General features: G+C 64.6%; 29 protein-coding genes. 18 read left to right on the forward strand and 11 right to left on the reverse strand.

Annotation, left to right across the window (positions count from 1 at the left end; translation table 11 throughout):
• Positions 1–27: 27 nt before the first annotated feature.
• From CH275_RS20125 to purH, 4 genes are all read left to right on the forward strand, one after another.
• Positions 28–1,230, forward strand: coding sequence for a DUF5336 domain-containing protein (locus tag CH275_RS20125; protein WP_143546835.1), 1,203 nt, complete (start codon positions 28–30; stop codon positions 1,228–1,230).
• 71 nt (positions 1,231–1,301) lie between these two features.
• Positions 1,302–2,756 carry a cell division protein PerM gene (locus tag CH275_RS20130; RefSeq protein ID WP_179276244.1) on the forward strand — a complete coding sequence of 485 codons (1,455 nt, stop codon included), beginning with the start codon at positions 1,302–1,304 and terminating at the stop codon, positions 2,754–2,756.
• A gap of 5 nt (positions 2,757–2,761) precedes the next feature.
• Positions 2,762–3,454, forward strand: a complete 693-nt coding sequence (gene purN, locus CH275_RS20135) for a phosphoribosylglycinamide formyltransferase (RefSeq protein ID WP_094680028.1) — start codon at positions 2,762–2,764, stop codon at positions 3,452–3,454.
• Positions 3,451–5,001, forward strand: a complete 1,551-nt coding sequence (purH, locus tag CH275_RS20140) for a bifunctional phosphoribosylaminoimidazolecarboxamide formyltransferase/IMP cyclohydrolase (protein ID WP_094680029.1) — start codon at positions 3,451–3,453, stop codon at positions 4,999–5,001. Before purN ends, purH begins: the two co-directional genes overlap by 4 nt.
• A gap of 157 nt (positions 5,002–5,158) precedes the next feature.
• Here purH and CH275_RS30130 read toward each other — a convergent pair whose 3' ends face one another.
• Positions 5,159–5,317: a hypothetical protein gene (locus CH275_RS30130; protein ID WP_256991128.1), complete on the reverse strand. Its 159-nt coding sequence runs from the start codon at positions 5,315–5,317 to the stop codon at positions 5,159–5,161.
• On the opposite strand from CH275_RS30130, the gene CH275_RS20145 reads away from it, so the two are divergent.
• From CH275_RS20145 to CH275_RS20155, 3 genes are read left to right on the forward strand one after another with little or no spacing between them, the layout of a single operon-like run.
• Positions 5,303–5,959, forward strand: coding sequence for a hypothetical protein (locus CH275_RS20145; protein ID WP_256991129.1), 657 nt, complete (start codon positions 5,303–5,305; stop codon positions 5,957–5,959). The two genes, CH275_RS30130 and CH275_RS20145, sit on opposite strands and share 15 nt — an antisense overlap.
• Before the next feature lie 9 nt (positions 5,960–5,968).
• The gene (locus CH275_RS20150; protein WP_094680030.1) at positions 5,969–7,354 is read left to right on the forward strand and encodes an ATP-binding protein; all 1,386 of its coding nucleotides are present in this window, start codon (positions 5,969–5,971) and stop codon (positions 7,352–7,354) included.
• Positions 7,354–9,300, forward strand: coding sequence for a vWA domain-containing protein (locus CH275_RS20155; protein WP_094680031.1), 1,947 nt, complete (start codon positions 7,354–7,356; stop codon positions 9,298–9,300). The genes CH275_RS20150 and CH275_RS20155 overlap by 1 nt, the downstream gene beginning before the upstream one ends.
• On the opposite strand, the gene CH275_RS20160 is transcribed toward CH275_RS20155, so the two are convergent.
• The 7 genes from CH275_RS20160 to rpmB all read right to left on the reverse strand — a co-directional run bounded on the left by CH275_RS20160 (position 9,301) and on the right by rpmB (position 12,399).
• Entirely contained in the window at positions 9,301–9,873 is a 573-nt protein-coding gene (locus tag CH275_RS20160) for a DUF1707 SHOCT-like domain-containing protein (protein WP_094680032.1), read from the reverse strand.
• A 25-nt stretch (positions 9,874–9,898) separates the two neighbouring features.
• Positions 9,899–10,363 (reverse strand): hypothetical protein, encoded by a 465-nt coding sequence (locus tag CH275_RS20165; protein ID WP_094680033.1) that lies wholly within the window; start codon positions 10,361–10,363, stop codon positions 9,899–9,901.
• A 46-nt stretch (positions 10,364–10,409) separates the two neighbouring features.
• Positions 10,410–11,336, reverse strand: a complete 927-nt coding sequence (locus CH275_RS20170) for an AEC family transporter (RefSeq protein ID WP_094680034.1) — start codon at positions 11,334–11,336, stop codon at positions 10,410–10,412.
• A gap of 82 nt (positions 11,337–11,418) precedes the next feature.
• Positions 11,419–11,673 carry a 30S ribosomal protein S18 gene (gene rpsR, locus CH275_RS20175; protein ID WP_008719028.1) on the reverse strand — a complete coding sequence of 85 codons (255 nt, stop codon included), beginning with the start codon at positions 11,671–11,673 and terminating at the stop codon, positions 11,419–11,421.
• 14 nt (positions 11,674–11,687) lie between these two features.
• A complete protein-coding gene (gene rpsN, locus CH275_RS20180) occupies positions 11,688–11,993 on the reverse strand; it encodes a 30S ribosomal protein S14 (protein WP_037175437.1) in 306 nt (101 codons plus the stop codon).
• A 2-nt stretch (positions 11,994–11,995) separates the two neighbouring features.
• Positions 11,996–12,166: a 50S ribosomal protein L33 gene (rpmG, locus tag CH275_RS20185; RefSeq protein ID WP_179276276.1), complete on the reverse strand. Its 171-nt coding sequence runs from the start codon at positions 12,164–12,166 to the stop codon at positions 11,996–11,998.
• The gene (rpmB, locus tag CH275_RS20190; RefSeq protein ID WP_094680036.1) at positions 12,163–12,399 is read right to left on the reverse strand and encodes a 50S ribosomal protein L28; all 237 of its coding nucleotides are present in this window, start codon (positions 12,397–12,399) and stop codon (positions 12,163–12,165) included. The genes rpmG and rpmB overlap by 4 nt, the downstream gene beginning before the upstream one ends.
• A 138-nt stretch (positions 12,400–12,537) precedes the next feature.
• Between rpmB and mrf the strand changes: the two genes are divergently transcribed.
• From mrf to CH275_RS20215, 5 genes are all read left to right on the forward strand, one after another.
• Positions 12,538–13,770, forward strand: coding sequence for a ribosome hibernation factor-recruiting GTPase MRF (mrf, locus tag CH275_RS20195; protein WP_094680301.1), 1,233 nt, complete (start codon positions 12,538–12,540; stop codon positions 13,768–13,770).
• Positions 13,767–14,027 (forward strand): type B 50S ribosomal protein L31, encoded by a 261-nt coding sequence (locus tag CH275_RS20200; protein WP_094680037.1) that lies wholly within the window; start codon positions 13,767–13,769, stop codon positions 14,025–14,027. Before mrf ends, CH275_RS20200 begins: the two co-directional genes overlap by 4 nt.
• 3 nt (positions 14,028–14,030) lie before the next feature.
• Positions 14,031–14,198, forward strand: coding sequence for a 50S ribosomal protein L32 (rpmF, locus tag CH275_RS20205; RefSeq protein ID WP_094680038.1), 168 nt, complete (start codon positions 14,031–14,033; stop codon positions 14,196–14,198).
• 74 nt (positions 14,199–14,272) lie between these two features.
• Positions 14,273–15,337, forward strand: a complete 1,065-nt coding sequence (locus CH275_RS20210; protein ID WP_094680039.1) for a VIT1/CCC1 transporter family protein — start codon at positions 14,273–14,275, stop codon at positions 15,335–15,337.
• A gap of 255 nt (positions 15,338–15,592) precedes the next feature.
• On the forward strand, positions 15,593–17,311 hold the full coding sequence (locus CH275_RS20215) for a metallophosphoesterase family protein (protein WP_094680040.1): 1,719 nt from the start codon (positions 15,593–15,595) through the stop codon (positions 17,309–17,311).
• A 64-nt stretch (positions 17,312–17,375) separates the two neighbouring features.
• Here the strand turns inward: CH275_RS20215 and corA are convergent, their stop codons facing one another.
• From corA to CH275_RS20230, 3 genes are all read right to left on the reverse strand, one after another.
• A complete protein-coding gene (corA, locus tag CH275_RS20220) occupies positions 17,376–18,392 on the reverse strand; it encodes a magnesium/cobalt transporter CorA (RefSeq protein ID WP_094680041.1) in 1,017 nt (338 codons plus the stop codon).
• 108 nt (positions 18,393–18,500) lie between these two features.
• Positions 18,501–18,869 carry a VOC family protein gene (locus CH275_RS20225; protein WP_094680042.1) on the reverse strand — a complete coding sequence of 123 codons (369 nt, stop codon included), beginning with the start codon at positions 18,867–18,869 and terminating at the stop codon, positions 18,501–18,503.
• A gap of 138 nt (positions 18,870–19,007) precedes the next feature.
• Entirely contained in the window at positions 19,008–19,289 is a 282-nt protein-coding gene (locus tag CH275_RS20230) for a PASTA domain-containing protein (protein WP_143546836.1), read from the reverse strand.
• A gap of 114 nt (positions 19,290–19,403) precedes the next feature.
• Between CH275_RS20230 and CH275_RS20235 the strand changes: the two genes are divergently transcribed.
• The 6 genes from CH275_RS20235 (at position 19,404) to CH275_RS20260 (ending at position 24,647) form a co-directional block, all read left to right on the forward strand.
• Positions 19,404–20,018: a trimeric intracellular cation channel family protein gene (locus tag CH275_RS20235; RefSeq protein ID WP_094680044.1), complete on the forward strand. Its 615-nt coding sequence runs from the start codon at positions 19,404–19,406 to the stop codon at positions 20,016–20,018.
• Between the two features lie 55 nt (positions 20,019–20,073).
• Positions 20,074–20,760, forward strand: coding sequence for a response regulator transcription factor (locus CH275_RS20240; RefSeq protein WP_032395747.1), 687 nt, complete (start codon positions 20,074–20,076; stop codon positions 20,758–20,760).
• Positions 20,760–22,211 (forward strand): HAMP domain-containing sensor histidine kinase, encoded by a 1,452-nt coding sequence (locus CH275_RS20245; RefSeq protein ID WP_094680045.1) that lies wholly within the window; start codon positions 20,760–20,762, stop codon positions 22,209–22,211. Before CH275_RS20240 ends, CH275_RS20245 begins: the two co-directional genes overlap by 1 nt.
• 95 nt (positions 22,212–22,306) lie before the next feature.
• Positions 22,307–23,851 (forward strand): S1C family serine protease, encoded by a 1,545-nt coding sequence (locus tag CH275_RS20250; protein ID WP_094680046.1) that lies wholly within the window; start codon positions 22,307–22,309, stop codon positions 23,849–23,851.
• 89 nt (positions 23,852–23,940) lie between these two features.
• Positions 23,941–24,438 (forward strand): MogA/MoaB family molybdenum cofactor biosynthesis protein, encoded by a 498-nt coding sequence (locus CH275_RS20255; RefSeq protein ID WP_032377304.1) that lies wholly within the window; start codon positions 23,941–23,943, stop codon positions 24,436–24,438.
• A gap of 8 nt (positions 24,439–24,446) precedes the next feature.
• The gene (locus CH275_RS20260) at positions 24,447–24,647 is read left to right on the forward strand and encodes a hypothetical protein (protein WP_094680047.1); all 201 of its coding nucleotides are present in this window, start codon (positions 24,447–24,449) and stop codon (positions 24,645–24,647) included.
• The last annotated feature ends 64 nt before the right edge of the window (positions 24,648–24,711 follow it).

Genomic DNA, 24,711 nt, shown 5'->3' on the forward strand with positions numbered 1-24,711 from the left:
ACGTAACTATCAGGATGAGGAGACGCGATGACCTACTCGCCCGGCGGCCCTGAAACAGGGGGCGCCAACTCTGGTGGATACGGCGGAGGTGGACCGTCGTACGGTCCCTCGTCCTCACCGAATCAGCCATCCTCACCGAATCAGCCCCAGCCGCCCGCGCAGGGACACGGGCAGCCGGCTCAGGGACCGCCGTTCCACCAGCCGTCGGTGTCCAATCCCTTCGGTCCACCGGTGCCCGGGACGTCGGCGCCCGGAGCTCCTGGGACGTCAGCGCCCGGATCCGCTGCACCCGAACGTAAGTCACCCGGCTCGGGGCCGGCGAATCTGCCGAGGATTCTCACGTTGGTGGTTCTGGGCCTCGGCATCGTCAATTTTCTGCTCGGGTTGCTCGACCTCGTCACCGCCGAAGTCAGCTCGGCACAGGAACTGCCGAGCAGCATCCAGACGTCGTTCAGCACCACGTTCTTCGCATCCGGCGGCAGCGCCGTCTCCGTAGCACTGCTGCTCGCCGCGGGCCTCATCGCCGGCGCTTCGCTCGTGCAGAAAGACGCGAAGAACCAGGCCGTGGTGGCCGCCCTGTCCATCACCGGTTTCCTGGTGCTCGTCTTCCAGTCGTTCAGTCTGCCGAGCGCCGAGGGCAACGAGTTCGCCAGCACCACCAGCTCGCTCGGAATCGGTGCGATCCTGGTGCTCGTCCTGGGCTTCGTCCAGGCCGCGGCAGCCGTGGTCGCGTTGTTGTTCGACGCGGGCATCGTCAAGGCACCTGCTCCCCGGCCCACGAGCTTCGGCAGTCAGAACCAGCAGCCCGGCTACGGCCAGCAGAACCCGTACAACGCACCGACCACATCGTTCGGTGGCCCGTCGCAGCCCCAGAACTACGGCAATCCGCCGTCGTACGGACAGGGCGCTCCGTCGAACTTCGGTCAGGCTCCGAGTGGACAGGCGTCGGGTCAGCATTCCTACAGCCCGGGCGGGCAGCCGCCTTACGGTGGGCAATCTGCGCCCAACACCTCGCCGCAGGGCGGTTACTCGCCGCCCCCGTACACCGGTCCGAGCACCCCGGCCTCCGGGCAGGCGTATCCACCGAATCAGTACCAGTACGGTCAGCCGTCGGGTTACGGGCAGCAGCCGGAGGACCCCGCTTCGGGCGACCAGTCGACGCCGTACGGCGCGCCCACGCAGTCGTTCGGTGCCACTCCTCCCGTTGAAGACGACAAGAAGCGCGACTGATTCAGGCATCACAATCGGCTTCGCGGCGCGCCTGACCGGCGTGCCGCGAAGTTGATGCGACTCTCGTTGCAATGAGCGATCTATTGAACCGAGACACTCGACGCGCGGCCGCGAGGACCGCCCGCGTCGGCACCGGGCCGTCCCCCGATCAGTCGCGCATGCTGGCCGCCGTGGCGTTCAAGACCTCCGGTCTGGTGGTGGTGATCGCCACCACCGTCGTCCTGCTCACCCTCGTCTCGGTCAACAGCGATCTGACGGGCACCCTCGGAGCAATCGCCGGTTCGTGGTTCGCCGTACACCTGGTTCCCCTGAGCATCGGCGGAACTACCCTCGGTGTGGCACCTCTGCTGCCGACCGTGATCATCGGCTGGGCGGTGGCCCGCACGGTCCACCGCGCGGTGGATGCGGACACCGAACTCAAAATGGTTCGGTGGGTGTTCGTCGCCTCGTTGGCCGGTCCGCTGGCGGTCACGGCCATCGCTCTGGCCGTCGCCAAGGATGCGTCCTCCGTCATCGGACTCTCGAGCCCCAACGCACTCGTCGCCTTTTCCTGGGTCGCAGGCGTGCACGCGGCTGCATCCGGAACGGGCTTGATCCTCGCGCGCTGGGATTCGCTGGTGCTCCACCGAAATCTGCCGGAGTGGGTTCGCGCCCTTGTCGCGCCGTTCGTGCGTGCACTGTCCGTTCTCGTCGCCGGTGGTGCGGCTGTGGTGCTACTCGCGCTGCTCGCCTCCTGGGCGACGGCAGGGTCATTGGTCGAGAGCGGACGTGATGTCGTCGGCATGCTCGGTCTGACCGCTCTCTCGGTGCTGTACCTCCCCAACGTCCTGATCGGCGCGCTCGCCGTGGCGACCGGTTGCACGGCTGGTTTCGGCGACGCGTCGGTGAGCCTCTTCTCGACGACGGGCGGACCACTCCCGCCGTTGCCGATCCTGGCCGTCCTCCCCGAAGGGCCTGCGCAGACGATCTGGGTCGTCATGCTCGTCGTACCGATCGGTGCGGGGCTGCTGCTCGGGCGCGACTGCGCCATCCGCAGCGCCGACATCCAGGTCGCGGTGTCCTCGGTGTGGGTGGTGGCAGCTGCCACCGGCGTGCTCGCAGCACTGTTCGGCTACGCCGCGGGCGGCAACCTCGGCACCTTCGGCACCGTCGAGGTGACCGTGTGGAGCTTCGGACTGCTGACGTTCGCGTGGCTGGCCGTCGTCGGTTCTGTGTCCGCCGCCATCGTCGTGTGGCGTCGAGCAGAACCCGAGCCGGAACACGACGAGCATGCTCCGGCAGTGGTCCCCGCCGCTGACGTGGCGATCGAAGCAACCCCCGCCGCCGAGTCGACAGACGATCCGGACGTCGAGGACGTAGTCGAGGCGGAGGTCGTGGACGAACCCACGGCCGAGCCGGTCGAGAAGCCGGCCGCCGAGACGGCCGTCGATGCAGATAGCGACGAACCTTTGGATGCCGAAATCGTCGCGCCGCCCGGGGAGCAGGACGAAGCGTCGAGCAGCGCCGAGGACGGACCTGCCCGGTAGGCAGTGTGTGGGGCGCAGCGACTAGGCTTTCTGCTGGCTCGAACGTTCCCCCTCGACACCTCAGGAGTAGTGCGCTGACTGCCTTGCGTGAGACACCCGCGCGGGTCGTCGTCCTCGCATCGGGGACCGGCTCGCTCCTGCAGTCGATCATCGCGGCGACATCGTCCGAGAGCTATCCCGCGTGCATCGTCGCCGTCGGAGTCGACCGCGATTGCGACGCTGCCCGCCGTGCGGACGAGGCCGGCATCCCGAACTTCCGAATCGGGCTGAAGGACTGTGCCGATCGGGCCCAGTGGGACATCGCGCTCACCGAGGCCGTCCTGGGTCACGAGCCCGATCTGATCGTCACCGCCGGTTTCATGAAAATTCTCGGTGCCGCGTTTCTCGGTGCTTTCGCCGGACGCATCGTCAACACTCACCCCGCGCTCCTGCCGTCGTTTCCGGGTGCGCATGCCGTTCGGGATGCACTCGATCACGGCGTCAAACTGACCGGTTCGACGGTTCATCTGGTCGATTCCGGCGTCGACACCGGGCCGATCCTGGCGCAGGAAGCCGTTCCGGTTCTCGACGGCGACGACGAGGCCGCGTTGCACGAACGCATCAAGACTGTCGAGCGACGGTTGCTGGTCGACGTGATCGCAGCCGTGGCCACCACAGGTGTCACCTCCGATGGACGAAAGGCTCAGATAATCCGATGAGTGAACGTAAAGCGGTGCGTCGCGCACTGGTCAGCGTCTACGACAAGACCGGACTGATCGAACTGGCGACCGGCTTGCACGGTGCGGGCGTCGCTCTCGTGTCCACCGGATCGACGGCGAGCAAGATCGCCGACGCCGGAATCCCGGTCACCAAGGTCGAGGACCTCACCGGATTTCCCGAGACCCTCGAGGGACGCGTCAAGACGCTGCACCCCAGAGTCCATGCCGGCGTGCTCGCCGATACCCGTAAGCCCGAACACCTTTCGCAGCTGGAGGAGCTGGGCATCGAGGCATTCGAGCTCGTCGTGGTGAACCTGTATCCGTTCACCGAGACCGTTCGCAGTGGTGCGACGCCCGACGAATGCGTCGAGCAGATCGACATCGGCGGACCGTCGATGGTGCGTGCCGCGGCCAAGAACCACCCGTCGGTTGCCGTGGTTGTCGACCCCAACCGTTACGAGGACGTTCTGACTGCCGTCGCGGGTGGTGGGTTCACCCTCGCCGAGCGCACTTCGCTTGCAGCGCAGGCATTTCAGCACACCGCCGCCTACGACGTCGCGGTGGCGTCGTGGATGAGCAGCGTGCTGGTCGAGTCCGAGTCCTCGTTCCCCGAATGGATCGGTGGAACCTGGGACCGCGCGGCCGTGCTCCGCTACGGCGAGAACCCGCACCAGGCTGCGGCGCTGTATGTCGATCCTGCGGGTACGGGCATCGCTCAGGCCGAGCAGTTGCACGGTAAAGAGATGTCGTACAACAACTTCACCGATTCCGACGCGGCCTGGCGGGCGGCCTTCGATCATGCCGAGCCCACCGTCGCGATCATCAAGCACGCGAATCCGTGTGGCATCGCCGTCGGCAAGGACATCGCCGAGGCGCACCGCAAGGCGCATGCCTGCGATCCGGTGAGTGCCTACGGCGGCGTCATCGCAGCCAACCGCGAGGTCACCGTCGAGATGGCCGAGCAGGTGGCGGAGATCTTCACCGAGGTCATCATCGCTCCGTCCTATGCCGACGGTGCACTCGGAGTGCTGCAGCGCAAGAAGAACATTCGCGTGCTGCTGGCGGACGCACCGTCCACATCCGGCGTCGAACTCAAGCCGATCTCCGGCGGCGCACTGCTGCAGCAGCGCGACGTTCTCGACGCAGACGGCGACAATCCAGCCAACTGGACTCTCGCCGCCGGTGAGCCTGCCGACGAGCAGACCCTGAAGGATCTCGAATTCGCCTGGCGTGCAGGCAGAGCCGTCAAGTCCAACGCGATCCTGCTCGCCCACGACGGTGCGTCGGTCGGCGTCGGAATGGGCCAGGTCAACCGCGTCGACGCCGCCCACCTCGCTGTACAGCGAGCCGGGGACCGCGTCGCCGGTTCGGTGGCTTCCTCCGATGCCTTCTTCCCGTTCCCCGACGGCCTGCAGGTGCTGATGAGCGCTGGCGTCAAAGCCGTTGTGCAGCCTGGTGGTTCGGTTCGCGACAACGAAGTGATCGCTGCGGCACAGGACGCGGGCGTGACGCTGTACCTGACTGGTTCGCGGCACTTCGCTCACTGATCGACCCCCGAGCTCGCACTTATGCAGGCCTTTACCTCATTCTTGGCCGCATAACTGCGAACTCGGCGATCTGTGGATGAGCAAAATAGTTGTCCACAGATCGCATCGAGGGCCGTTTTCGGAGGTGTCGGCCCTGCCAAGGTTGACCCATGGGGCCTCACGGCGGGCCGTTTCGCGGATCGGCGGCGGTCCATGGCGCGAAGTGGATCGACTCGAGCACTCCGCCGAGCGTGCTGGCGAAGGGGAGATCACACCAGTTGCCCGGGCTGCGAATCCACCACGACGCGTTCGATACCGCGATGTGACGATCATCCACGGGTTCTCGGTGTCCACTCCTGTGCGCACTGGATTCGATATCGGCCGCTGGATCCCGCCGCCGCTATCCGTGATCTTCCTCGACTCACTGTTGGCTGCAACCGGGGTCTACGGGGAGGCCATGCGTGAGTACGCGTTGCAGCGGCCGGGCACCCGAGGAATCCGCCGCTTGTTCGATGCGCTCGATGTCGTCGATTGCGGTGCGGAATCGCCACAAAAGACACGCACTCGGCTCTTGCTGGTCGAGGCGGGGTTGCCGAAGCCCGAGACACAAATCGAAATTCGTGACAGTTCGGGCAGGTTCGTGGCACGCATCGACTTGGGGTGGCGCCGTTGGCAGGTGGGGGTGGAATACGAAGGCGTTCACCACTGGCTCGAAGAGCGTCAGCGGACCCGAGACATCGAGCGGTTCGAGGATCTCGACCGAGCCGAGTGGCGTATCGTCCGCATCAATTCCGAGCAGATGCGGCTGCGACCCCACGAGATAGTGACACCGGGTGAGGGCATCGCTCCGGGCCGCGGGTGCCTCGGTGTAGCGAGATCGCACTCATGTGGGCGATTTGTCTTGTTCAAGGAGCATAGGTGCGAACTCGGCGGCAGCGCTCTTCCGCTCTCGATGGCAGCATCGGCCAAACGCTCGTAGCGTGGAGAAGTGACCTCTACCAAACCTGGCATCTCCACTCTCGGCGAACTCAAGGCATCCGGACATCGGCAGCGGTCGATCAAGGAAGAGTTGCGGGAAAATCTTCTGAAGTCATTGCGTGACGGCGTAGATCCGTGGCCGGGAATCGTGGGATTCGGCTCGACGGTGTTGCCGCAGTTCGAACGCGCGATTCTGGCCGGTCATGACGTGGTTCTGCTCGGCGAGCGCGGGCAGGGCAAGACGCGTCTGCTGCGCACTCTGAATCTGCTGCTCGACGAGTGGGTGCCGGTGATCGCCGGAGCCGAACTCGGCGAGCACCCGTACGAGCCGATCACGCCGGCCAGCATTCGCACAGCAGCCGAAATGGGCGACGACCTGCCCGTCGAGTGGCGGCACCGCAGCGAGCGGTACGCCGAGAAACTTGCCACCCCGGATACGTCGGTGGCCGACCTCGTCGGTGACGTCGATCCCGTCAAGGTCGCCGAAGGGCGCAGCTTGGGCGATCCGGAGACCATTCACTTCGGACTCGTTCCGCGGAGCCACCGCGGCATCGTGGCGATCAATGAGCTCCCCGACCTCGCCGAGCGCATCCAGGTCTCGTTGCTCAACGTGATGGAGGAGCGCGACATCCAGGTGCGCGGCTACACGCTGCGTCTGCCACTCGACGTCATGCTGGTGGCGAGCGCGAACCCGGAGGACTACACCAATCGCGGACGCATCATCACCCCGCTCAAGGACCGCTTCGGTGCCGAGATCAGAACGCACTACCCCCTCGAGCTGGACGACGAGGTGGCCGTCATCGATCAGGAAGCGGATCTTCAGGCCGCCGTCCCGACCTACCTCCTCGAGGTGCTCGCCCGCTTCACTCGACTGCTGCGGGAGTCGCCGTCGGTGGATCAGCGCTCCGGCGTCTCCGCTCGATTCGCGATTGCAGCTGCCGAAACCATCGCGGCCGCAGCCGTTCACCGGGCCGCGATACTCGGAGAGGCCGAGCCCGTGGCCCGGCCGGTCGATCTGGGCACCATCATCGAGGTACTGCGCGGCAAGGTCGAGTTCGAGTCGGGTGAGGAGGGACGCGAAATCGAGGTGCTCGAACACATGCTGCGCCGTGCGACGGCCGATACCGTTCGGGCGCATCTCGGCGGCATCAACCTGGCCGCGCTGGTGACGGCAGTCGAGACCGGCGAGCCGATCGTCACCGGCGACCGGATCACCGCCAAGGCTCTGCTCGACGAGCTGCCCGACGTCGAGGTGATCGGCGACATCCACGAGCGTCTGAACGCCACCTCGGACGGCGAGAAGGCAGCCGCGGTCGAACTCGCTCTCGAAGGTCTCTACCTGGCGCGCCGGATCTCCAAAGACCCCGACGACGACGGCCAGACGGTGTACAGCTGATGCGTCGGTCCAGATACGGGCGCTATCACGATGGGCCGGATCCCCTTGCGCCACCGGTGGATCTGCGCGAGGCGCTCGACGCTATCGGCGAGGACGTCCTCGAGGGTGCGTCGCCGCGTAGGGCATTGCAGGAGATGCTGCGCCGCGGGACGAAGAACATGCGTGGGCTCGACGACCTGGCCGCGCAGGCCGCCAAGCGTCGTCGAGATCTGTTGAAGAAGAACAATCTCGATGGCACGTTGCAGGAAGTGCGTGAGCTGCTGGACAAGGCGGTGCTCGAGGAGCGCAAGGCGTTGGCGCGCGCCCTCGACGACGACGCTCGGTTCCAGGAGATGCAGATCGGCGATCTCTCACCGTCCACTGCCCAAGCGGTGCAGGAGCTTTCGGACTACGACTGGCGTTCGTCGGAAGCGCGCGAGAACTACGAGAAGATCAAGGACCTGCTCGGACGCGAAATGCTCGATCAGCGTTTCGCCGGCATGAAGCAGGCCCTCGAAGGTGCCACCGACGAGGACCGCCAGGCCATCAGCGAGATGCTGAAGGACCTCAACGACTTGCTCGACGCCCACAACAAGGGTGAGAACACCGACGAGCAGTTCGACGAGTTCATGAACAAGCACGGTCAGCACTTCCCGGAGAACCCGAAGAACGTCGACGAGCTGCTGGACTCACTCGCTCAGCGAGCTGCGGCGGCTCAACGGCTGCGTAACTCTCTGACCCCCGAGCAGCGGGCCGAGCTGGATGCGTTGGCGCAGCAGGCCTTCGGCGATTCGAACCTGCTGAATCAGCTCGATCAGCTCGATCAGAATCTCCAGCAGGCCAGGCCCGGTGAGGACTGGGACGGTTCGCAGAACTTCCGCGGCGAGAACGGTATGGGGCTGGGCGACGGTACCGGTGCGCTTCAGGACATCGCCGATCTCGAGAACCTGGGAAATCAGCTCTCGCAGCAGTACAACGGCGCCGCACTGGACGATATCGACGCCGACGCGTTGCTGAAGCAACTCGGGCCCGAGGCGGCGGCCGATGCGCGGATGCTCTCCGAGCTCGAAAAGGCGCTGCAGCAGCAAGGTTTCATGGACAAGGGTGCCGACGGCCAATGGCGGCTGTCACCCAAGGCGATGCGGCAACTGGGGCAGTCCGCGCTCAAGGATGTCGCGGGAAAGCTGTCTCGACGCGGCGGCGAGCGAGACACCCGCAAGGCGGGCGCGATGGGGGAGCCGACCGGTGCGTCGCGGGCGTGGGAGTTCGGCGACACCGAACCGTGGGACGTCACACGCACGGTCAACAACGCAGTACTGCGCTCGGCGGCAACAGGATCGGGCTTCCCGGTGCAGCTGCAGGTGACCGATGTAGAAATCAGCGAGACCGAGACCAGAACGCAGGCTGCCGTGGCACTGCTGGTCGACACGTCGTTCTCGATGGTGATGGACGGCCGCTGGGTGCCGATGAAACGCACCGCGCTGGCTCTCAACCATCTGGTCAGCACTCGCTTCCGCGGGGACGATCTGCAGCTGATCGGATTCGGCAGGCACGCACAGACATTGACGGCATCGGAGCTGGCCGGGCTGGATGGTGCCTACGATCAGGGCACCAACTTGCACCATGCCCTGATGCTCGCGGTGCGTCATCTGCGTCGTCATCCCAACGCGCAGCCGGTGGTGTTGATCGTGACCGACGGTGAGCCGACGGCGCATCTCGAGCCGGACGGCCATGCGTACTTCGACTACCCGCCGTCATCGAAGACTCTGGGCCTGACCGTGCGGGAGCTCGATACTGTCGCGAAACTCGGTGCGCAGGTGACGATCTTCCGGCTGGGCGACGATCCGGGCCTTGCGCGGGTGGTCGACAAGATGGCAGAGCGAGTGGGTGGACGCGTCATCGCGCCGGATCTGGACGGACTGGGTGCTGCGGTGGTGAGTGACTACCTCAAGCGTCGGCGATCGTAGTTACTTCTCTGCTGCCTTGATGTCCACCGAAACGCCGCCCCAGAACGCGAAGCCGGTGATGATCACCCGCGGCGCGCCGGGGTGCGTCGCGCTGACGTGCTCGAAGCCGCCCATGATGCCCATGCCGCGGACCTCGACGCTCACTCCGGGCGGCACGGTGACCTCGATGCCGCCCATGATGGCGACGCAGTTGATGGTCGTTTCCTCGGTGGAGAACGACGCCCGGCGTAGGTCGAGTTCGATGCCTCCCCAGAAGGCGAACGCATCGATACGCGCCGCCGCGGTCCACTCTCCTTTGCGTACAGCGCCACTCATGATCGCGATCACGCGGTCGTTCGCGGAGCCACCGGACGGTGCAGCAGACGGCGGCGGAGACAGAACGAGGTCTCCGGTAAGTACGTCGAGTTCGCCGTAGGTCTTCGCCTGGTACACCGCCGCAGTGCGTTCGTCGTATTCGCTCACGGTGAGTTGACCGTTCGCGAAGGCGTCGCTGAGCAGCTGTGCGACCAGGTTCCTGTCGGCATCGGCCGCGCGTACCTGGCTTCGATCTCGGTCGGGGAGATGATCGCTCACCGATCGGACCCTACCTTTTCGAAGGTCAGGCCGCATTCAGGATGGTGCGGCTACCGAGAGGCGATGCCAACGTCATCTGCATGGTGGCGTAGACGGCAACCATGATGCAGGACTTGTCGGCGGCGTCGGGCCTGGTGCCGGTGCGCAGTTCGATGGTGACGGTGGTGTCGGTCTCGGTCACCGTCGCATCGGCCCCGTAGCACTCGGGAGTGCCTGTCACGAAGTGCACCGCAATGGTGTTGGGGGAGACCTGGCTCCACGACTCGAACGGAGTGGTGGTGGCGCGGATCAGATCGGGAGTCGACTCGAACATCGTGCCGACGTCGCCGACGGGAACCTCGTGTGGAACCGGAGGGGCGCTGGCCTGCTGGATGTGGCCGACGGGTGTGGTGGAACCGACCGTGGGCGTTGTGTCCTCGTCGCCACCGGCGACCGTACTGCAGCCCGCCAGCAGCAGGCACAACATGACACCTGCAGCGAGAAACCTCATGCATCCAAACTAGCGCTGGGAGCTGAGGAGAACCTTTGCATTCGGCTCATGCGAGGAAGACGGTCACGAGCGCTATGACGGGGATCGAGACGAGCGTGGTCACGAACGCGGTGTCTCGGGCGAGCACCACGCCACGCTGGTAGCGGCTGGCAAAGACGAACACGTTCTGCGCGGTGGGCAGTGCCGATATGACGACGATGGCGAACAGATCGTGACCGTCCAGACCGAACACGAACCGGGCCATGAGGTAGCCGAGCAGTGGTTGTAGCGCCATTTTGAACACCGTTGCCAGGGCAACGTCCCGCCGCGGACTGACGCCCTTCTGCAGTACTCGGGCACCGTAGAGGGACAGGCCGAAGGCGAGCAGTGCGCCGGGTACAGCGGCATTTCCGACCAGTTGGAACGGCTGCATCAACGCATCGGGCAGCTTGAATCCCGTGATCGACAGAACGAGTCCAGCGGCTCCGGCCAGCACGATCGGGTTTCGGAACGGCGTCGTGACGGTCTTGAACAGGGAGACCTCGTCGATCTTGGTGGAGACGTCGAGGATCGTCACCGCGATAGGCGTGTAGATCATGATCTGGAACAGCAGCAGCGGAGCGACGAAGTTGGCGTCGCCCAGTACGAACACGGCGATCGGGATGCCCAGGTTGGCGGCGTTGACGTACGAACTTGCCAACGCACCGACGGTCGCGTCGGGTACGGCCCGCTTCAGCGCGAGCTTCGCTATGACGAAATAGATTGCTCCGACGAGCAGTGCCGTGGAGCCGGCGACGGCCAACACGGGCGAGAGTATGACCGACAGGTCCGAGTTCGCCAGTGTGACGAACAGCAGGGACGGTGTCGCGACGAAGAACACGAGTCGACTGAGGACGAATTGGCCGTGCTCGCCGAGCACTTTCAGGTGGGCGAGCAGGTAACCCAGTGCGATGACGACGAAGATGACGGTGAAGCCTTCGAGAACGCCGGACATCTACGAACTGCTCATCTCTTGCTAGGGAACGACAGAAAGGCCACGTAGCCGGATGGCTACGTGGCCTTTCTCGAAAGCTGATTCAGCGGCTGGTGAACGGCAGCAAAGCCATTTCACGAGCGTTCTTCACTGCGACAGCGACCTGGCGCTGCTGCTGCGGGGTGAGCCCGGTGACCCGACGGCTACGGATCTTGCCGCGGTCGGAAATGAACTGACGAAGAAGGTTGATGTCCTTGTAGTCCACCGTGGTGACCTTGGCGGCGTTCAACGGGTTCTTCTTCGGTCGACGACCCGCCTCTGCGCGGACCTTCTTCGACGGTGCTCTCTTGACTGCCATCTCTACCTTTTCCCTTACCAGCTCGACTTGTGGACGCCTGGCAGCTCCCCACGGTGTGCCATCTCGCGCATCTTCACGCGGGACAGCCCGAATTTCCGTAGGTAACCGCGCGGACGTCCATCCGCAGCGTCACGATTGCGCAATCGTACCGGACTCGAATCGCGTGGCAGACGCTGCAGTGCTGCTTGGGCCTGTGCGCGCTCGGAATCGCTGCTCGAGGGCTTGCGAATTATCTCTTTCAGCTCTGCGCGACGTGTTGCCCAGCGGGCGACGATGACCTTGCGCTGCTCGTTCTTCTCTATCTTGGACTTCTTCGCCATGGCTAACGCTCTTCCCGAAAATCGACGTGCTTGCGGACCACCGGGTCGTATTTCTTCATCACCAGTCGGTCGGGGTCGTTGCGACGGTTCTTGCGGGTGACGTAGGTGTAGCCAGTGCCGGCGGTCGACTTCAGCTTGACGATCGGACGCACGTCCGTGCTCTTGGCCATCAGATCTTCTCCCCACGTGCCCGGATTTTGGCGACCACGGCGTCGATGCCGTCGCGGTCGATGGTCTTGATGCCCTTGGTCGAGAGCGTGAGGGTGACGCGGCGGCCGAGGCTCGGTGCGTAGTACGTCTTGCGCTGGATATTGGGGTCCCACCTGCGGCTGGCGCGCACGTGGGAGTGCGAGACGGACTTTCCGAAGCCGGGGGTGCGGCCGGTGACTTGGCAGTGCGCTGACATTGAGCACTCCTTTCTTGCCGTTATGACAATCGTTTTCGACAAAGCGTGTTCACGAATGTAGCGTGGATCCACAGGTAATGACAATCGTTGTCGAAAAGAAGGGCGCTCGTGAACAACTCACCGGACGATCGAACCCCGATGGTCCTCGTCTCCGGCTGGACCGGAGCCATGGACGCAGTGGTGACCTCGCTCCTCGCGCCGGGAACCGTCGCAGTCCGCCACGATCTGAGCCGAGTCGCCGAAGGGGTCGTACGGCGCACGCTCTATGTGCTGGGCGAGAATCCCCGCGAGACCATCCTGGAACTAGCGCACGGCTGTGTCTCCTGCACGCTCCGCGAGGACCTGTTGCCGCTGCTGCGTGCACTGTCGACGCGCAGCAATGTCGATCGCATCGTGCTCGCGATGGACCCCGCTCTCGAACCCGAGGCGCTGTGCTGGGCCGTCGAAAATGTCGTCGTGGCGGGCGTCGTCGGGCAGATCGACGGCCCGGCCTCGAGGGATTTGCGCATCGAGGCCGTGATCGGCTGCCTCGACGCCGCAACCTGGTTGGCCGACGCCACCGGCGACGACGCATTGGCCGACCGCGGCGTGGTCGCCAGCGGAGACGACGATCGAACCGTCGCGCAATTGGTGGTGGGACAGGTCGATTATGCCGACGCTCTTGTCGTCACCGCCGGTCCCGAGGTCGATGCGTGGGAACGTGCTCGGCTTTCTGCTGTCCTCGCGCGGTTGGCACCGAACGCACCTGTGGTCTGGGTCGACCGGGACGTAATGGTCGACGCCCCAGCACTTCTCGCGTGTGTCCCTGCCGATGCGCGACGCGGTGCGATCACCGATGCGCACTCACCGCTGTTGCGTGGTGAGCCGCCGTTGACCGTCGACTGCGGAGTCACGCTCGTGGAATTCACTGCGACGCGGCCGTTCCACCCCGAGCGTTTGCACGAGGCCATCGACGTGCTGCTCGACGGTGTCGTCACCGCGCGGGGCCGGGCGTGGGTTGCCACGCAGCCCGACGAGGCGCTGTGGATCGAATCGGCCGGCGGCGGGCTGCGGGTGGCCAGTGCCGGAAAGTGGCTTGTCGCAATGACTCCGGAGCAACAGGACCGCGTCGACACCACTCGACGGGCGATGGCGGCACTGCGGTGGGACGACGAGTTCGGCGATCGAGACACCTCGCTGGTGATCCTCGTTCACGAGGCCGACCCCACCGAGATCGACCGAACGCTCCAGTGGGCGTTGGTCTCCGACGACGAAATGACCGACCCATCGGCATGGTCCGGCTGGACCGATCCGTTCGGCCAATGGCACGAAGACCCCTGCGAGAGCAGTGAATCCCCGTACGCAGAACAAGCACGAGAGGCAACAGAATGAAACCAGGCATCCATCCCGACTACCACCCGGTGGTGTTCCAGGACTCGAGCACCGGCAACAAGTTCCTCACCAGATCCACCGTGACCTCCGCGCGCGAGACCGAGTGGGAAGACGGCAACACGTACCCGCTGGTCGTCGTCGATGTCTCGTCCGAATCGCACCCCTTCTGGACCGGAGCCGCGCGCGTGATGGATACCCAGGGACGCGTCGAGAAGTTCGAGAAGCGATACGGCCGCCGAAGCCGAAAGGACGCCTGAGTCATGGCTGTTCCGAAGAGAAAGATGTCGCGCTCGAACACTCGGAGTCGTCGCGCCCAGTGGAAAGCCGTCGCGCCGGATCTGGTGACGGTGCGTTTTCAAGGTCGGGAGTTCCGAGTGCCCCGCAGACTGGTCAAAGCAGTGCAGTCCGGGGTGTACGACCCGAGTTGACCCCGTCGTGCGCGTTTTGCGTAGTTGCAGGTACGCAAAACGCGCACGAGGGCGGAGCCCGGTACGTTTGTTCGATGAGTCGAACGGAACCCTCTGCGAAGGACGTCAAGCGTTGGCGGCAGTACCTCGCCGACGAGAGGGCCGAGGCTGCCGTCTATCGCGATCTGGCAGGCCGACGCACCGGCGAGGAGCGCGAGATACTCCTGGACCTCGCCGATGCGGAAGGCCGCCACGAGCAGCATTGGCGAAATCTGCTGGGTGAACGGGTCGGTAAGCCATTGAAGGGCGACATCCGCACTCGCATCCTCGGTGTCTTGGCGCGCCGTTTCGGTTCGGTATTCGTACTCGCGTTGGCGCAGCGAGCCGAGACTCGCTCGCCGTACGCCACCGAAGCCGATGCAACGGAGGCGATGACCGCCGACGAGCAGATCCACGCCGAGGTCATCAGGGCGCTGGCAGCTCGCGGTCGCAATCGACTGTCCGGAACCTTTCGGGCCGCGGTGTTCGGTGCCAACGATGGGCTGGTGAGCAACCTGGCTCTCGTTCTGGGCATCAGCGGCTCCGGGGTGTCCAACCACATCGTTCTTGTCACCGGACTCGCGGGCCTGCTCGCCGGTGCGCTGTCGATGGGTGCGGGCGAATACGTCTCCGTCCGTTCGCAACGCGAGTTGCTCGAGGCGTCGTCCCCCGACAGTGCGGCGCGCGATGCCGTCCAACACCTCGACGTCGACGCCAACGAACTGGCGCTGGTGTACCGAGCCAGGGGAATGACCCACGAGGAGGCCGACGCCAAAGCCTCGGAAGTGTTGCGGCTGTTGCCCACCGACGACGAGATGGCTCCCGACGTCGACGAGCACGAGTCCATCGGAACAGGCCTCGGTGCGGCCGGAGCCAGCTTCTGCTTCTTCGCCTCCGGGGCGGTCATTCCGGTGTTGCCGTACCTCTTCGGTCTCGAAGGCTATGTGGCCCTTGCCGTTGCCGCCGTCCTCGTCGGAATTGCCTTGATCTGCACCGGTCTGGTGGTGGGCCTCCTCAGCGGTGGACCGCCCGTCAAACGCGCTCTGCGACAGCTGGCCATCGGCTACGGCGCGGCTGGGGCGACTTATCTGTTGGGCTTGACATTCGGCGGGGGAGTGTAGGGGCCGGCGTCTTGGGCAGGCTTGCACCCCGTTGAGCCCCATCGACGGGATCCCGTCGGAGCATGACACTTCCGTGCATTCAGTCCCGCTTCCCTTCCCGGATCGATGGGAACTCGTTCGGACGTGGTGGTCGGTAAGGGCTCGCGACGGGATTGTCCTCGTTCGTCCCGTTGTGCATCGGTGTTCGTGTGCTGTTCACCTCGAGTGCTCCGTTCTGTTCAGCGTTCGAGGGGGCTCTGCCGTCACGATCGATGCATGACGCTCAATCCCGCAGGCGAGACTGTCGCGACCGGAATCCCGGGCACGCTCGCCGAGAACATGACCATGGCAGAGCAGCACGATTGGCATCGGTCGTTCCTGCGGCGGCACCCGGTCAGTCGACGCAATTTCCTGGTGGGAGCGGCGGCTACGGCCGCCGCTGTAGGCGTCGGGAACTCGGCCTTCGCTCGCACTGCCTACGCGCAGGACGCCCCACTTGCTGTGGCCGGGCGGCACATGGGATTCGGAAACGACCCGGCGACGCAGCTGCGGTTCTCGGCTCAACTCTCGCGCAATCCCGGGATCACCGGAGTCTTCCTCGACCACGGCCCCACGCCTGCACTGGGCGCGACGACGTCCGCCGAGGTGCGCAACCTGATCAGCCAAGTGCCACAGACGGACGGCGGCATTCTGTCTGCCGAGCAGTACTACGTGCACGTACCCGTCGACAATCTGACGCCGAAGCTGCCGCACTACTACCGCTGGCGAACCGCAGACGGCTTCGTCAGTGACATCAGGAGCGCGTCCCCGGCGCTGCCGACCGGTCGTATCGCTCCGTTCCGGTTCACGATGATGGGCGATCAGGGCGTCGACGAAACACCCTCGCAGCCGGCGGGTCTGGTGGCGGGCGACTACGACGACCAGTACTACAAGGCGGACAACGAGCCGTCGGTCAAGCACGCGCGCAACATAAATCGGCAGATCGAGGCGTCGCGTCCGGACTTCCACATCCTCGCTGGCGACATCGCGTACGCGGACCCGTCGGGTGCCGGTCTTCCTCCTCAGTTCGCGAAGCACGGGCAGACCCCGCCGAAGGGATTCGACAAGTTCAACCCCTTCGTCTGGGACGGCTACTTTCAGGCGATCGAAGCCAGCGCATCGACCGCGCCGTGGTTGTTTGCCACCGGCAACCACGATATGGAAGCGCTGTACAGCCCCAACGGATACGGCGGCCATGCGGCTCGTCTGGAACAGCCGACCACCGGGCCGAAGGGCTGCCCGTCGGCGTACTCGTTCGTTTACGGCAACACCGCCGTTCTCTCGCTCGACGCGAACGACGTCAGCTACGAGATCAAGGCCAATACCGGGTACAGCGGGGGAGCCCAAAACACCTGGGTGGAGCAGACTCTCGCGAAATACCGTGCCGATCCGAACATCGACTTCATAGTCTGCTTCTTCCATCACTGCGCGTACTCGACGACGTCCACCCACGCGAGCGACGGAGGCGTGCGCGACGCGTGGGTGTCACTGTTCGACAAGTACGAGGTGGATGTGGTGCTCCAGGCCCACAATCATGTCTTCGAGCGCACCGATCCCATCCGTGGCAATCGCGCGACGCGGGTCGCCGGTGACAACGCGACGGTCTGTGGAAAGATCGACGGCACCGTGTATTACACCGTGGGCGGGGGCGGCCGTCCCCGATACACGTTCCAGGACGGCGAAGGCGTCAGCTACCGAGGCCACGAGTTACCCGACACGGCAGTTCCGAACAGCTACGTATGGGCGCCGGACGGCACCAAGTCGGCCGAGTCCATCACCTGGTCTCGGGTGCGGTTCCTCAACTACTCGTTCGTCAGAGTCGATGTGGTGCCCGGTATTCCGGGGATCACACCCAGCAAGATGATCATCGGCGCCATCGACGAATACGGCAACGAATTCGATCGGTTGACGTTCACCCGAGACATCCCGATCGGACCGAGGTTCGGTTCCTCCTGAGTGCCCAGGTGAGTGGAACTTCGACCCCTGCCACGAAGTTCCACTCACATGCGGCGAAGCCGCTCTACAACCACTTCTGGCGCTTGAACACCACGTACAGCGCGCTGGAACAGATCACCATGGCGACCAGTGCGAGTGGGTAGCCGAACTGCCATTTCAATTCGGGCATGTCGTCGAAGTTCATGCCGTAGATGGCGGCGATGAGCGAGGGCGCGAAAAGGATTGCGCCCCAGGATGAAATGCGCTTGACCTGTTCGTTCTGTTCCAGGCTGACCTGAGTCATGTTTCGCATTTCTTCGTTCTGCTGCTGCGCCACCATCGTGGAGTGCACGGTCATCGCGTTATGCAGATTGGAGCGGAACGCCTCGATGCGGTCCGAGATGCGGATCGCGTGGTCCAGCACGTCGCGCAGGTTGCGTTGTAGTTCCACATCGACGTGATACTTGTCAGACCCGCGCTTGAGCGATTCGATCATGTCGACCAAAGGCTTGGCAGCACGGTCGAATTCGGATACCTCACGCAGCAGTGAATAGATTCGGCGCGACACGCTCGGATCGCCGGTGAACAGTTGATCCTCGATCTCGTCGATGTCGGTTTGCAAGCCCTTCATGACGGGAACGTATTCGTCGACGACTTGGTCGAGGATGCCGTACAGGATCGCTTCTGGCCCCAGTCCTAGCAGTTCGGGGGATTCCTCGAGCCGGTGCCTCACCTTCCCGAGTTCGGGTGATTCGGCGTGGCGAATGGTGACGACGAAATCGGGTCCAAGAAAAATGTGCAATTCGCCGAATTCGACCTTTTCGGTCTCGTCGATATATCTGGCTGGGCGCAGTACGACGAAGAGCTGCTCGGCATACCGTTCGAGCTTCGGCCGTTGATGTGCCGCAATGGCGTCCTCGACGGCCAGTCGGTGCAGCCCGAATTCGTTGGCCACAGCGTTGATTTCGCTGAGCTCGGGTCGGTAGAGGCCAATCCATGCCATTCCGTGGCGATCTCGCATGCACTCGAAAGTGATATCGAGGCTTTCGGGATTCGCGGTTCGCTTCCCCTCCACGTAGACGGCGTTGTCGACGATCGGCACTTCGGGTCACCTCGGTTCGAGAAAAGAAGTGTGCCGGACGGCACCCGATCGAGACTATCGCCTGAACCGAGAGGCGATGCAGCAGCGAGTGCATTTCGCGCATGTGCCCTAGGGCAGCGGCTGCCCGACATCGATCCTGTTGCCGTCGGGGTCGCAGAGTACGAAGCCCCGGAGCCCGTACTCGGCGTCGCGCAGGCGTTTGACGATGCGGACGCCTCTGTCGATCAGATGGGTGTACAGGCCTGCGGCGTCGGCGACCATCAGGTGCGCCGCATTGTGGTGACCGGCCCGATGGCCGGTCACCGCGGTGAGGTGCAGCTCGGCGTCATCCCGTCGCAGAATGGCAAATCCGGTTGGCGTGCCGTTGGTGAAGATGACCGCCATACCGAGCATGTCGCGGTAGAACCCGATCGATCGCTGGATGTCGGTGACGGGGATCGTGGCCGCAATGCGTCCGAACTTCATGGCCTCGCTCATGGGCGTGCTCCTTGCACAGAGGTCGGGCGGCGAGGCGGTGCTCGAGCGTCCCTGTCTCCGGGCGCGGTGGCCCCTGACCGAATTCTAGGCGATCCGACAGTCGTGTCTACCGCTGATCCGCAACAGTCATGCGTCGAGCTAGCCGTTGCCGACGATCACCAGAATGGGCGCGTGTTCGCTGACCTTGGTTCCGGCTTGGAAATTGGTTCCGATGACGGTGGCGTCGGGTCGGTCGTAGTTGACGGTGACGTTGGTGAAACCGGCATCCGAGAGTGCTTGCAGAGCATCCGATTCCGAGCTTCCCGCGACAACAGGGATCGTGGCCCGATCCGGCGCGGCCTGGGCGATGGCGCCGCCACCGAGTGAGAGGGCACCGGCTACGGCGATCGTGGCAATGGTCTTCTTGAATCCGATACGCATGATGTTCTCCTCGGTGAGGCGGAATCGCTGACGACACGACACTGCTCGCCGATGCTGAGTCGAGCCTCGGATGTTGCTGTGAACCTGCTGTCAGTGCCGTGACATGCTGATCCGATGCTTCTCGACCTTCTCGGCTACATAGGTATTGCTGTCTTTGCGGCGTCGGGGGCTTTGGTCGGAGTGCACCGCCGGTTGGATCTGTTCGGGGTCTGCGTCGTCGGAATCACGACGGGTATCGGTGGCGGCATCATCCGTGATCTGCTGCTCGGCATCCACCCGCCGACGTCGTTGGACACCTGGCCGAACATCACCGTCGGCTTCTTCGCCTCGTTGGTCGTGTTCGTCGCACATCGACAGATGGGCAAGGTGCGACGCGGCGTTCTCGTGCTCGACGCGTTCGGGATGGGATTGTTCGCGTCGACCGGTGCGACGATCGCGTTGGCCGCCGGCGGGAGCGCCTTGTCGGGAGCCCTCATCGGCACCACGACGGCGGTGGCAGGCGGCGTGATTCGGGACGTCCTGGTGAACGAAGTGCCCCTGCTGCTGCATCGAGACCTGTATGCCCTGCCGGCATTGCTCGGCGCGACGACGGTCGTGTTGGCCGACGCTGCGACTCTGCCGGAAAACGTGGGTCTGATCGCGGGAACTGTGCTCGCGACGGGCTTGCGGCTGCTTGCGCTGTGGCGGAAGTGGAACCTGCCGCTCGCACGGAACATTCCTGTGCTCTAGGCGGAGTAGGTACCCCTCTCAGACATATCTCAGTCGACCAGGACAAACTGTACCGATGCGGATATTGGTGGTCGACGACGATCGAGCGGTGCGCGAGTCGCTGCGCAGGTCGCTGACGTTCAACGGGTACACCGTGGACCTGGCGGTCGACGGGCTCGACGCGCTCGAGCAGGTTGCGGCGGCGCGACCCGATGCATTGGTGCTCGACGTCATGATGCCTCGGCTCGACGGCCTCGAAGTGTGTCGGCGATTGCGCAGTGTCGGCGACGACCTGCCGATTCTCGTGTTGACGGCTCGAGATTCTGTGTCCGAGCGTGTCGCCGGCCTCGATGCGGGGGCCGACGACTACCTGCCCAAGCCCTTCGCGCTCGAAGAACTGCTCGCCCGGTTGCGGGCGCTCCTTCGGCGCACCGCGATGGAAGCGGGCATCGACTCGGAGACCATGACGTTCGCGGACCTGTCTCTCGACCCGGTCACCCGGGAGGTATCGCGTGCCGAGCGTTCCATCAGCCTCACTCGAACCGAATTCTCGTTGCTCGAGATGCTGATGACCAATCCGCGCCGAGTCCTCACCAGAAGTCGGATACTCGAGGAAGTGTGGGGCTACGACTTCCCGACGTCGGGCAATGCGCTCGAGGTGTATGTCGGCTACCTGCGGCGCAAGACCGAGGCGGAGGGGGAGTCGAGGCTGATCCACACCGTTCGCGGTGTCGGGTACGTCCTACGGGAAACGCCTCCGTGATGGTCGCTCCGTTCGGGCGCAAGACGGCCGACATCGTGGGTTCCTCGCCGACTCCGATGCGGCCACCGACGCCGCTGACTCGGTCGGTGTCGCTCCGTTGGCGGGTGACGCTGCTGGCAGCCTCTGTTGTGGCAATTGCGGTGGCGGTCATGGCCATTGCCGCGTACACGGTTGTCTCGCGGGCACTGTACGGCGATGTGGACACCCAATTGCGTTCTCGTGCTTCGGCGTTGGCCGAGTCCAGCTTGGTCTCCTACGATCCGCGTTTCGTCGCCGGTGCCACCCTGTACAGCACCGACGTGAGTGTGGCATTGATCTATCCGGACATGTCCAGCTACAACCCACCCGGGCCGAAGGTGCCGATCGGTGACGCCGAACTCGCTGTGGTGCGCGGAGATCAGGAATCTTCGCTGCGCACACTCGACGAACAGCGGGTGCTGGCGCAACGCACCAAGGACGGCAGCACCCTCATCGTCGCGCAGCGGCTGCTACCCACCGGAGAAGTGCTCGATCGGCTGGCGTGGGTTCTGCTGATCGTCGGTGGCTGTGGAGTGGTGTTGGCTGCCGGCGCAGGCATGGCCGTGGGCCGCACCGGTTTACGACCGATCGCTCGATTGACAGCCGCGGCCGAACGGGTGGCGCGCACCGATGACCTGACGCCGATTCCGGTGACCGGTGACGACGAATTGGCGCGGCTGACCGAGAGTTTCAACACCATGCTCCGCGCGCTCGCCGAATCTCGGGGCAGGCAGAGCAGATTGGTCGCCGACGCCGGGCACGAACTCCGGACACCGTTGACATCGTTGCGAACCAACATGGAGTTGCTCATCGCCGCGGGTCGCCCCGGTGCGCCGTCCATTCCGGACGAGGACATGGCCGAGCTGCGAACCGACGTGGTGGCGCAGATTCAAGAACTGTCCACGCTGGTAGGGGATCTGGTCGATCTGGCGCGCGAGGACGCGCCGGAGACGGTGTTCGAGCGCGTCGACCTGGCCGATGCCGTGGAACGCAGCCTCGAACGAGCACGCCGACGCCGCAACGAAATCGACTTCGACGCAACGCTGATGCCGTGGTTCGTCTACGGCGATCAGGCGGGACTGTCGCGGGCCGTGCTGAACGTGCTCGACAACGCGGCGAAATGGAGTCCGAGCGGCGGCGAAGTACGAATTGCCATGCGGCAGATCGGTGATGGTCTACTCGAGTTGACGGTGGACGACGCGGGCCCGGGTATCCCCGAGGAAGATCGGGAGTTGGTGTTCGAGCGCTTCTACCGCTCCACCGCGTCACGTTCCATGCCGGGAAGTGGCCTGGGGCTTGCCATCGTGCGACAGGTCGTCGTCAAGCACGGGGGCACCATCGGGGTCGAGGTATCCGAACGGGGCGGTGCTCTGATTCGAATCGTGTTGCCCGGCGAAGGTGCGCCGAATCCCGGCACACTCTCGGCAAACTGATAGCCGCATCTCAGCGCTCTCTCAGTACCGCCCTGCACAGTGAGTAGCAAGAAGGCGGGCGGACCTCTGGGTCCCTACTGAAGGAAGCAGCAACGATGAGTGACGACCGTAACGAATCCGAACAGCCGGGGCAGGGTGCCGGCTCCGAGCAGCATCCGGCGAACCGGGCTTCGGGCGGCGACGAGCAGAACTACTCGGCCCAGCAGAATCCGGCTCAGCAGGATCACACTCAGCAGCATCCGACGCAGCAGTTCCCGCCTCAGCAGGCGCATCCCCAGAACGCAGGATCTCAGCCGCCGCAGCAGGGTTACCCGCAGCAGTACGCCGGCTACGGGCAGGGCGCTTATCAGCCCGGCTACGGGCCGTACGGGCAACAGAGTGATCCCCGGGCGACGCAACACGCCCATGCCCAGCCGCAACACGTTGCACCGCAATCGAACTCGGCTCCGGGTGCGGTGAAGACCCGCTCGGGTCGGTCTGCGCTGGTGGCCGGAGCCATCGCACTCGTTCTCGTCGGCGGCGGAATCGGCGGCGCGGTCGGTGCGATCGCGACCAACAACGCCAACGGCAACGGTGGCGCAGTGAGCAATTCGTTGAATTCGACTGTCACGGCCGCGCAACCGGCCGCGAACTTTCCCGACGGCTCCGTTCAGGCCGTGGCCAACAAGGTCCTGCCGAGCGTGGTGCAGATCCAGGTGAAGGGCTCACAGGAGGAGGGTGAGGGCTCGGGCGTCATTCTCAGCAGTGACGGCCTGATCCTCACCAACAACCACGTGGCCACGGGCGCAGGTGCCAACGGCAAACTCACCGTTGCATTCTCGGACGGCTCGGTGGCCGATGCCACCATCGTCGGTGCCGACTCCGTGTCGGATATGGCCGTCATCAAGGCAGAGGGCAAGTCGAATCTGACGCCTATCGAACTCGGTTCGTCCTCGAACCTCGAGGTGGGACAGCAAGTTGTGGCGATCGGTTCGCCGCTCGGCTTGGCGGGCACCGTCACCACGGGCATCGTGTCCTCGCTCAACCGGCCGGTGTCGACCTCCGGTGAATCCGGCAATCAGAACTCGGTGATCGACGCCATCCAGACCGACGCTGCGATCAATCCGGGCAACTCCGGTGGTGCGCTCGTCAACACCGACGGTCAGCTGATCGGGATCAACACCGCAATCGCCACGCTCGGCGGCAGCGAGGGATCCGGCGCGCAGAGCGGCTCCATCGGCCTGGGCTTCGCGATTCCCGTGGATCAGGCCAAGCGCATCGCCGACGAGTTGACCACCACCGGCAAGGCGACCCAGGCCATGATCGGGGTCCAGGTGCCGTCCAAGGACGATGCCAACGGTGCGACCGTCGTCGAGGCCACCGAGGGTGGTCCCGCGGCGTCAGCAGGAATTCCGAAGGGTGCGGTGATTACGAAACTCGACGATCGCATCATCTCGAGTGGTGACGCGTTGATCGCGGCGGTCCGCTCGCACGCCCCCGGAGACTCCGTCACCGTCACCTACACCGACGGTGGAAATGAGAAGACGGCAAAGGTGACGCTCGGAACCGCAGAGCCTGCCGCGGCTCAGCAGCAGCCTCAGACGCAGCAACAGCAGCAGCAGTTGCCCTTCCAGATCCCGTCGTTCCCGGGCGGTCGCTGATGTTGCGGGAAGCAGGCAGGCACGGGACGGTTGCAACGATTTACGCACAGCGTGAGCCGGGTGGAGGCCTTACTACTACGGTGAGCGGTATGGAACTCGACGCACCACTGGCAGGTCGCGCGTTGGTCGTCATCGTGGACGACCGGACCGCGCACAGCACAGAGAAGGATTCGACGGGTCCGCTCGTCACCGAACTGCTGACCGAGGCAGGTTTCCTCGTCGACGGCGTCGTTGCAGTGACGGCCGACGAAGTGGACGTGCGTAACGCGCTCAATACGGCGGTGATCGGCGGTGTCGATCTGGTGGTCTCCATCGGTGGCACGGGCGTCTCGCCGCGCGATGTGACTCCCGATGTGACGGCAGAAGTACTCGATCGTGAGATTCCGGGCATCAGTGAAGCGCTGCGTTCGTCGGGATTGGCTGCGGGCTCGCTGGACGCGGGACTGTCCAGGGGTCTGGTCGGCGTTTCCGGCAGCACATTGGTGGTCAATCTGGCGTCGTCGCGCGCCGCGATCCGGGACGGCATGGCCACGCTGACGCCACTGGCGAGCCAGGTCATCGCCGAGCTGTCGGGGCTGGACGCGTAGCGACACCGATGAACGAGCCGAACGACGATCGATCGGCCGAAGACGACGCGAGCCGGGCCCGAGCAGAACGGGCCCGGCTCGCTCGCATCTTCGGTGAGGTGCTGCCGGAGACGACCGGGGACGAGCGAGGAGACGGCCCGGATGCGGACTCGAGCGGTTCGAAGTCGGACGAATGGTTGAAGCAGCAGCGACCACCTCATTACTTTTGATGTGATCCACGACACATTTATTTGTCGGGAATGACAGGTCTGTTAGTTACTCGTTTACCTGTCG

The sequence above is a fragment of the Rhodococcus sp. 06-235-1A genome (assembly GCF_002258785.1).
Taxonomy (GTDB): domain Bacteria; phylum Actinomycetota; class Actinomycetes; order Mycobacteriales; family Mycobacteriaceae; genus Rhodococcoides.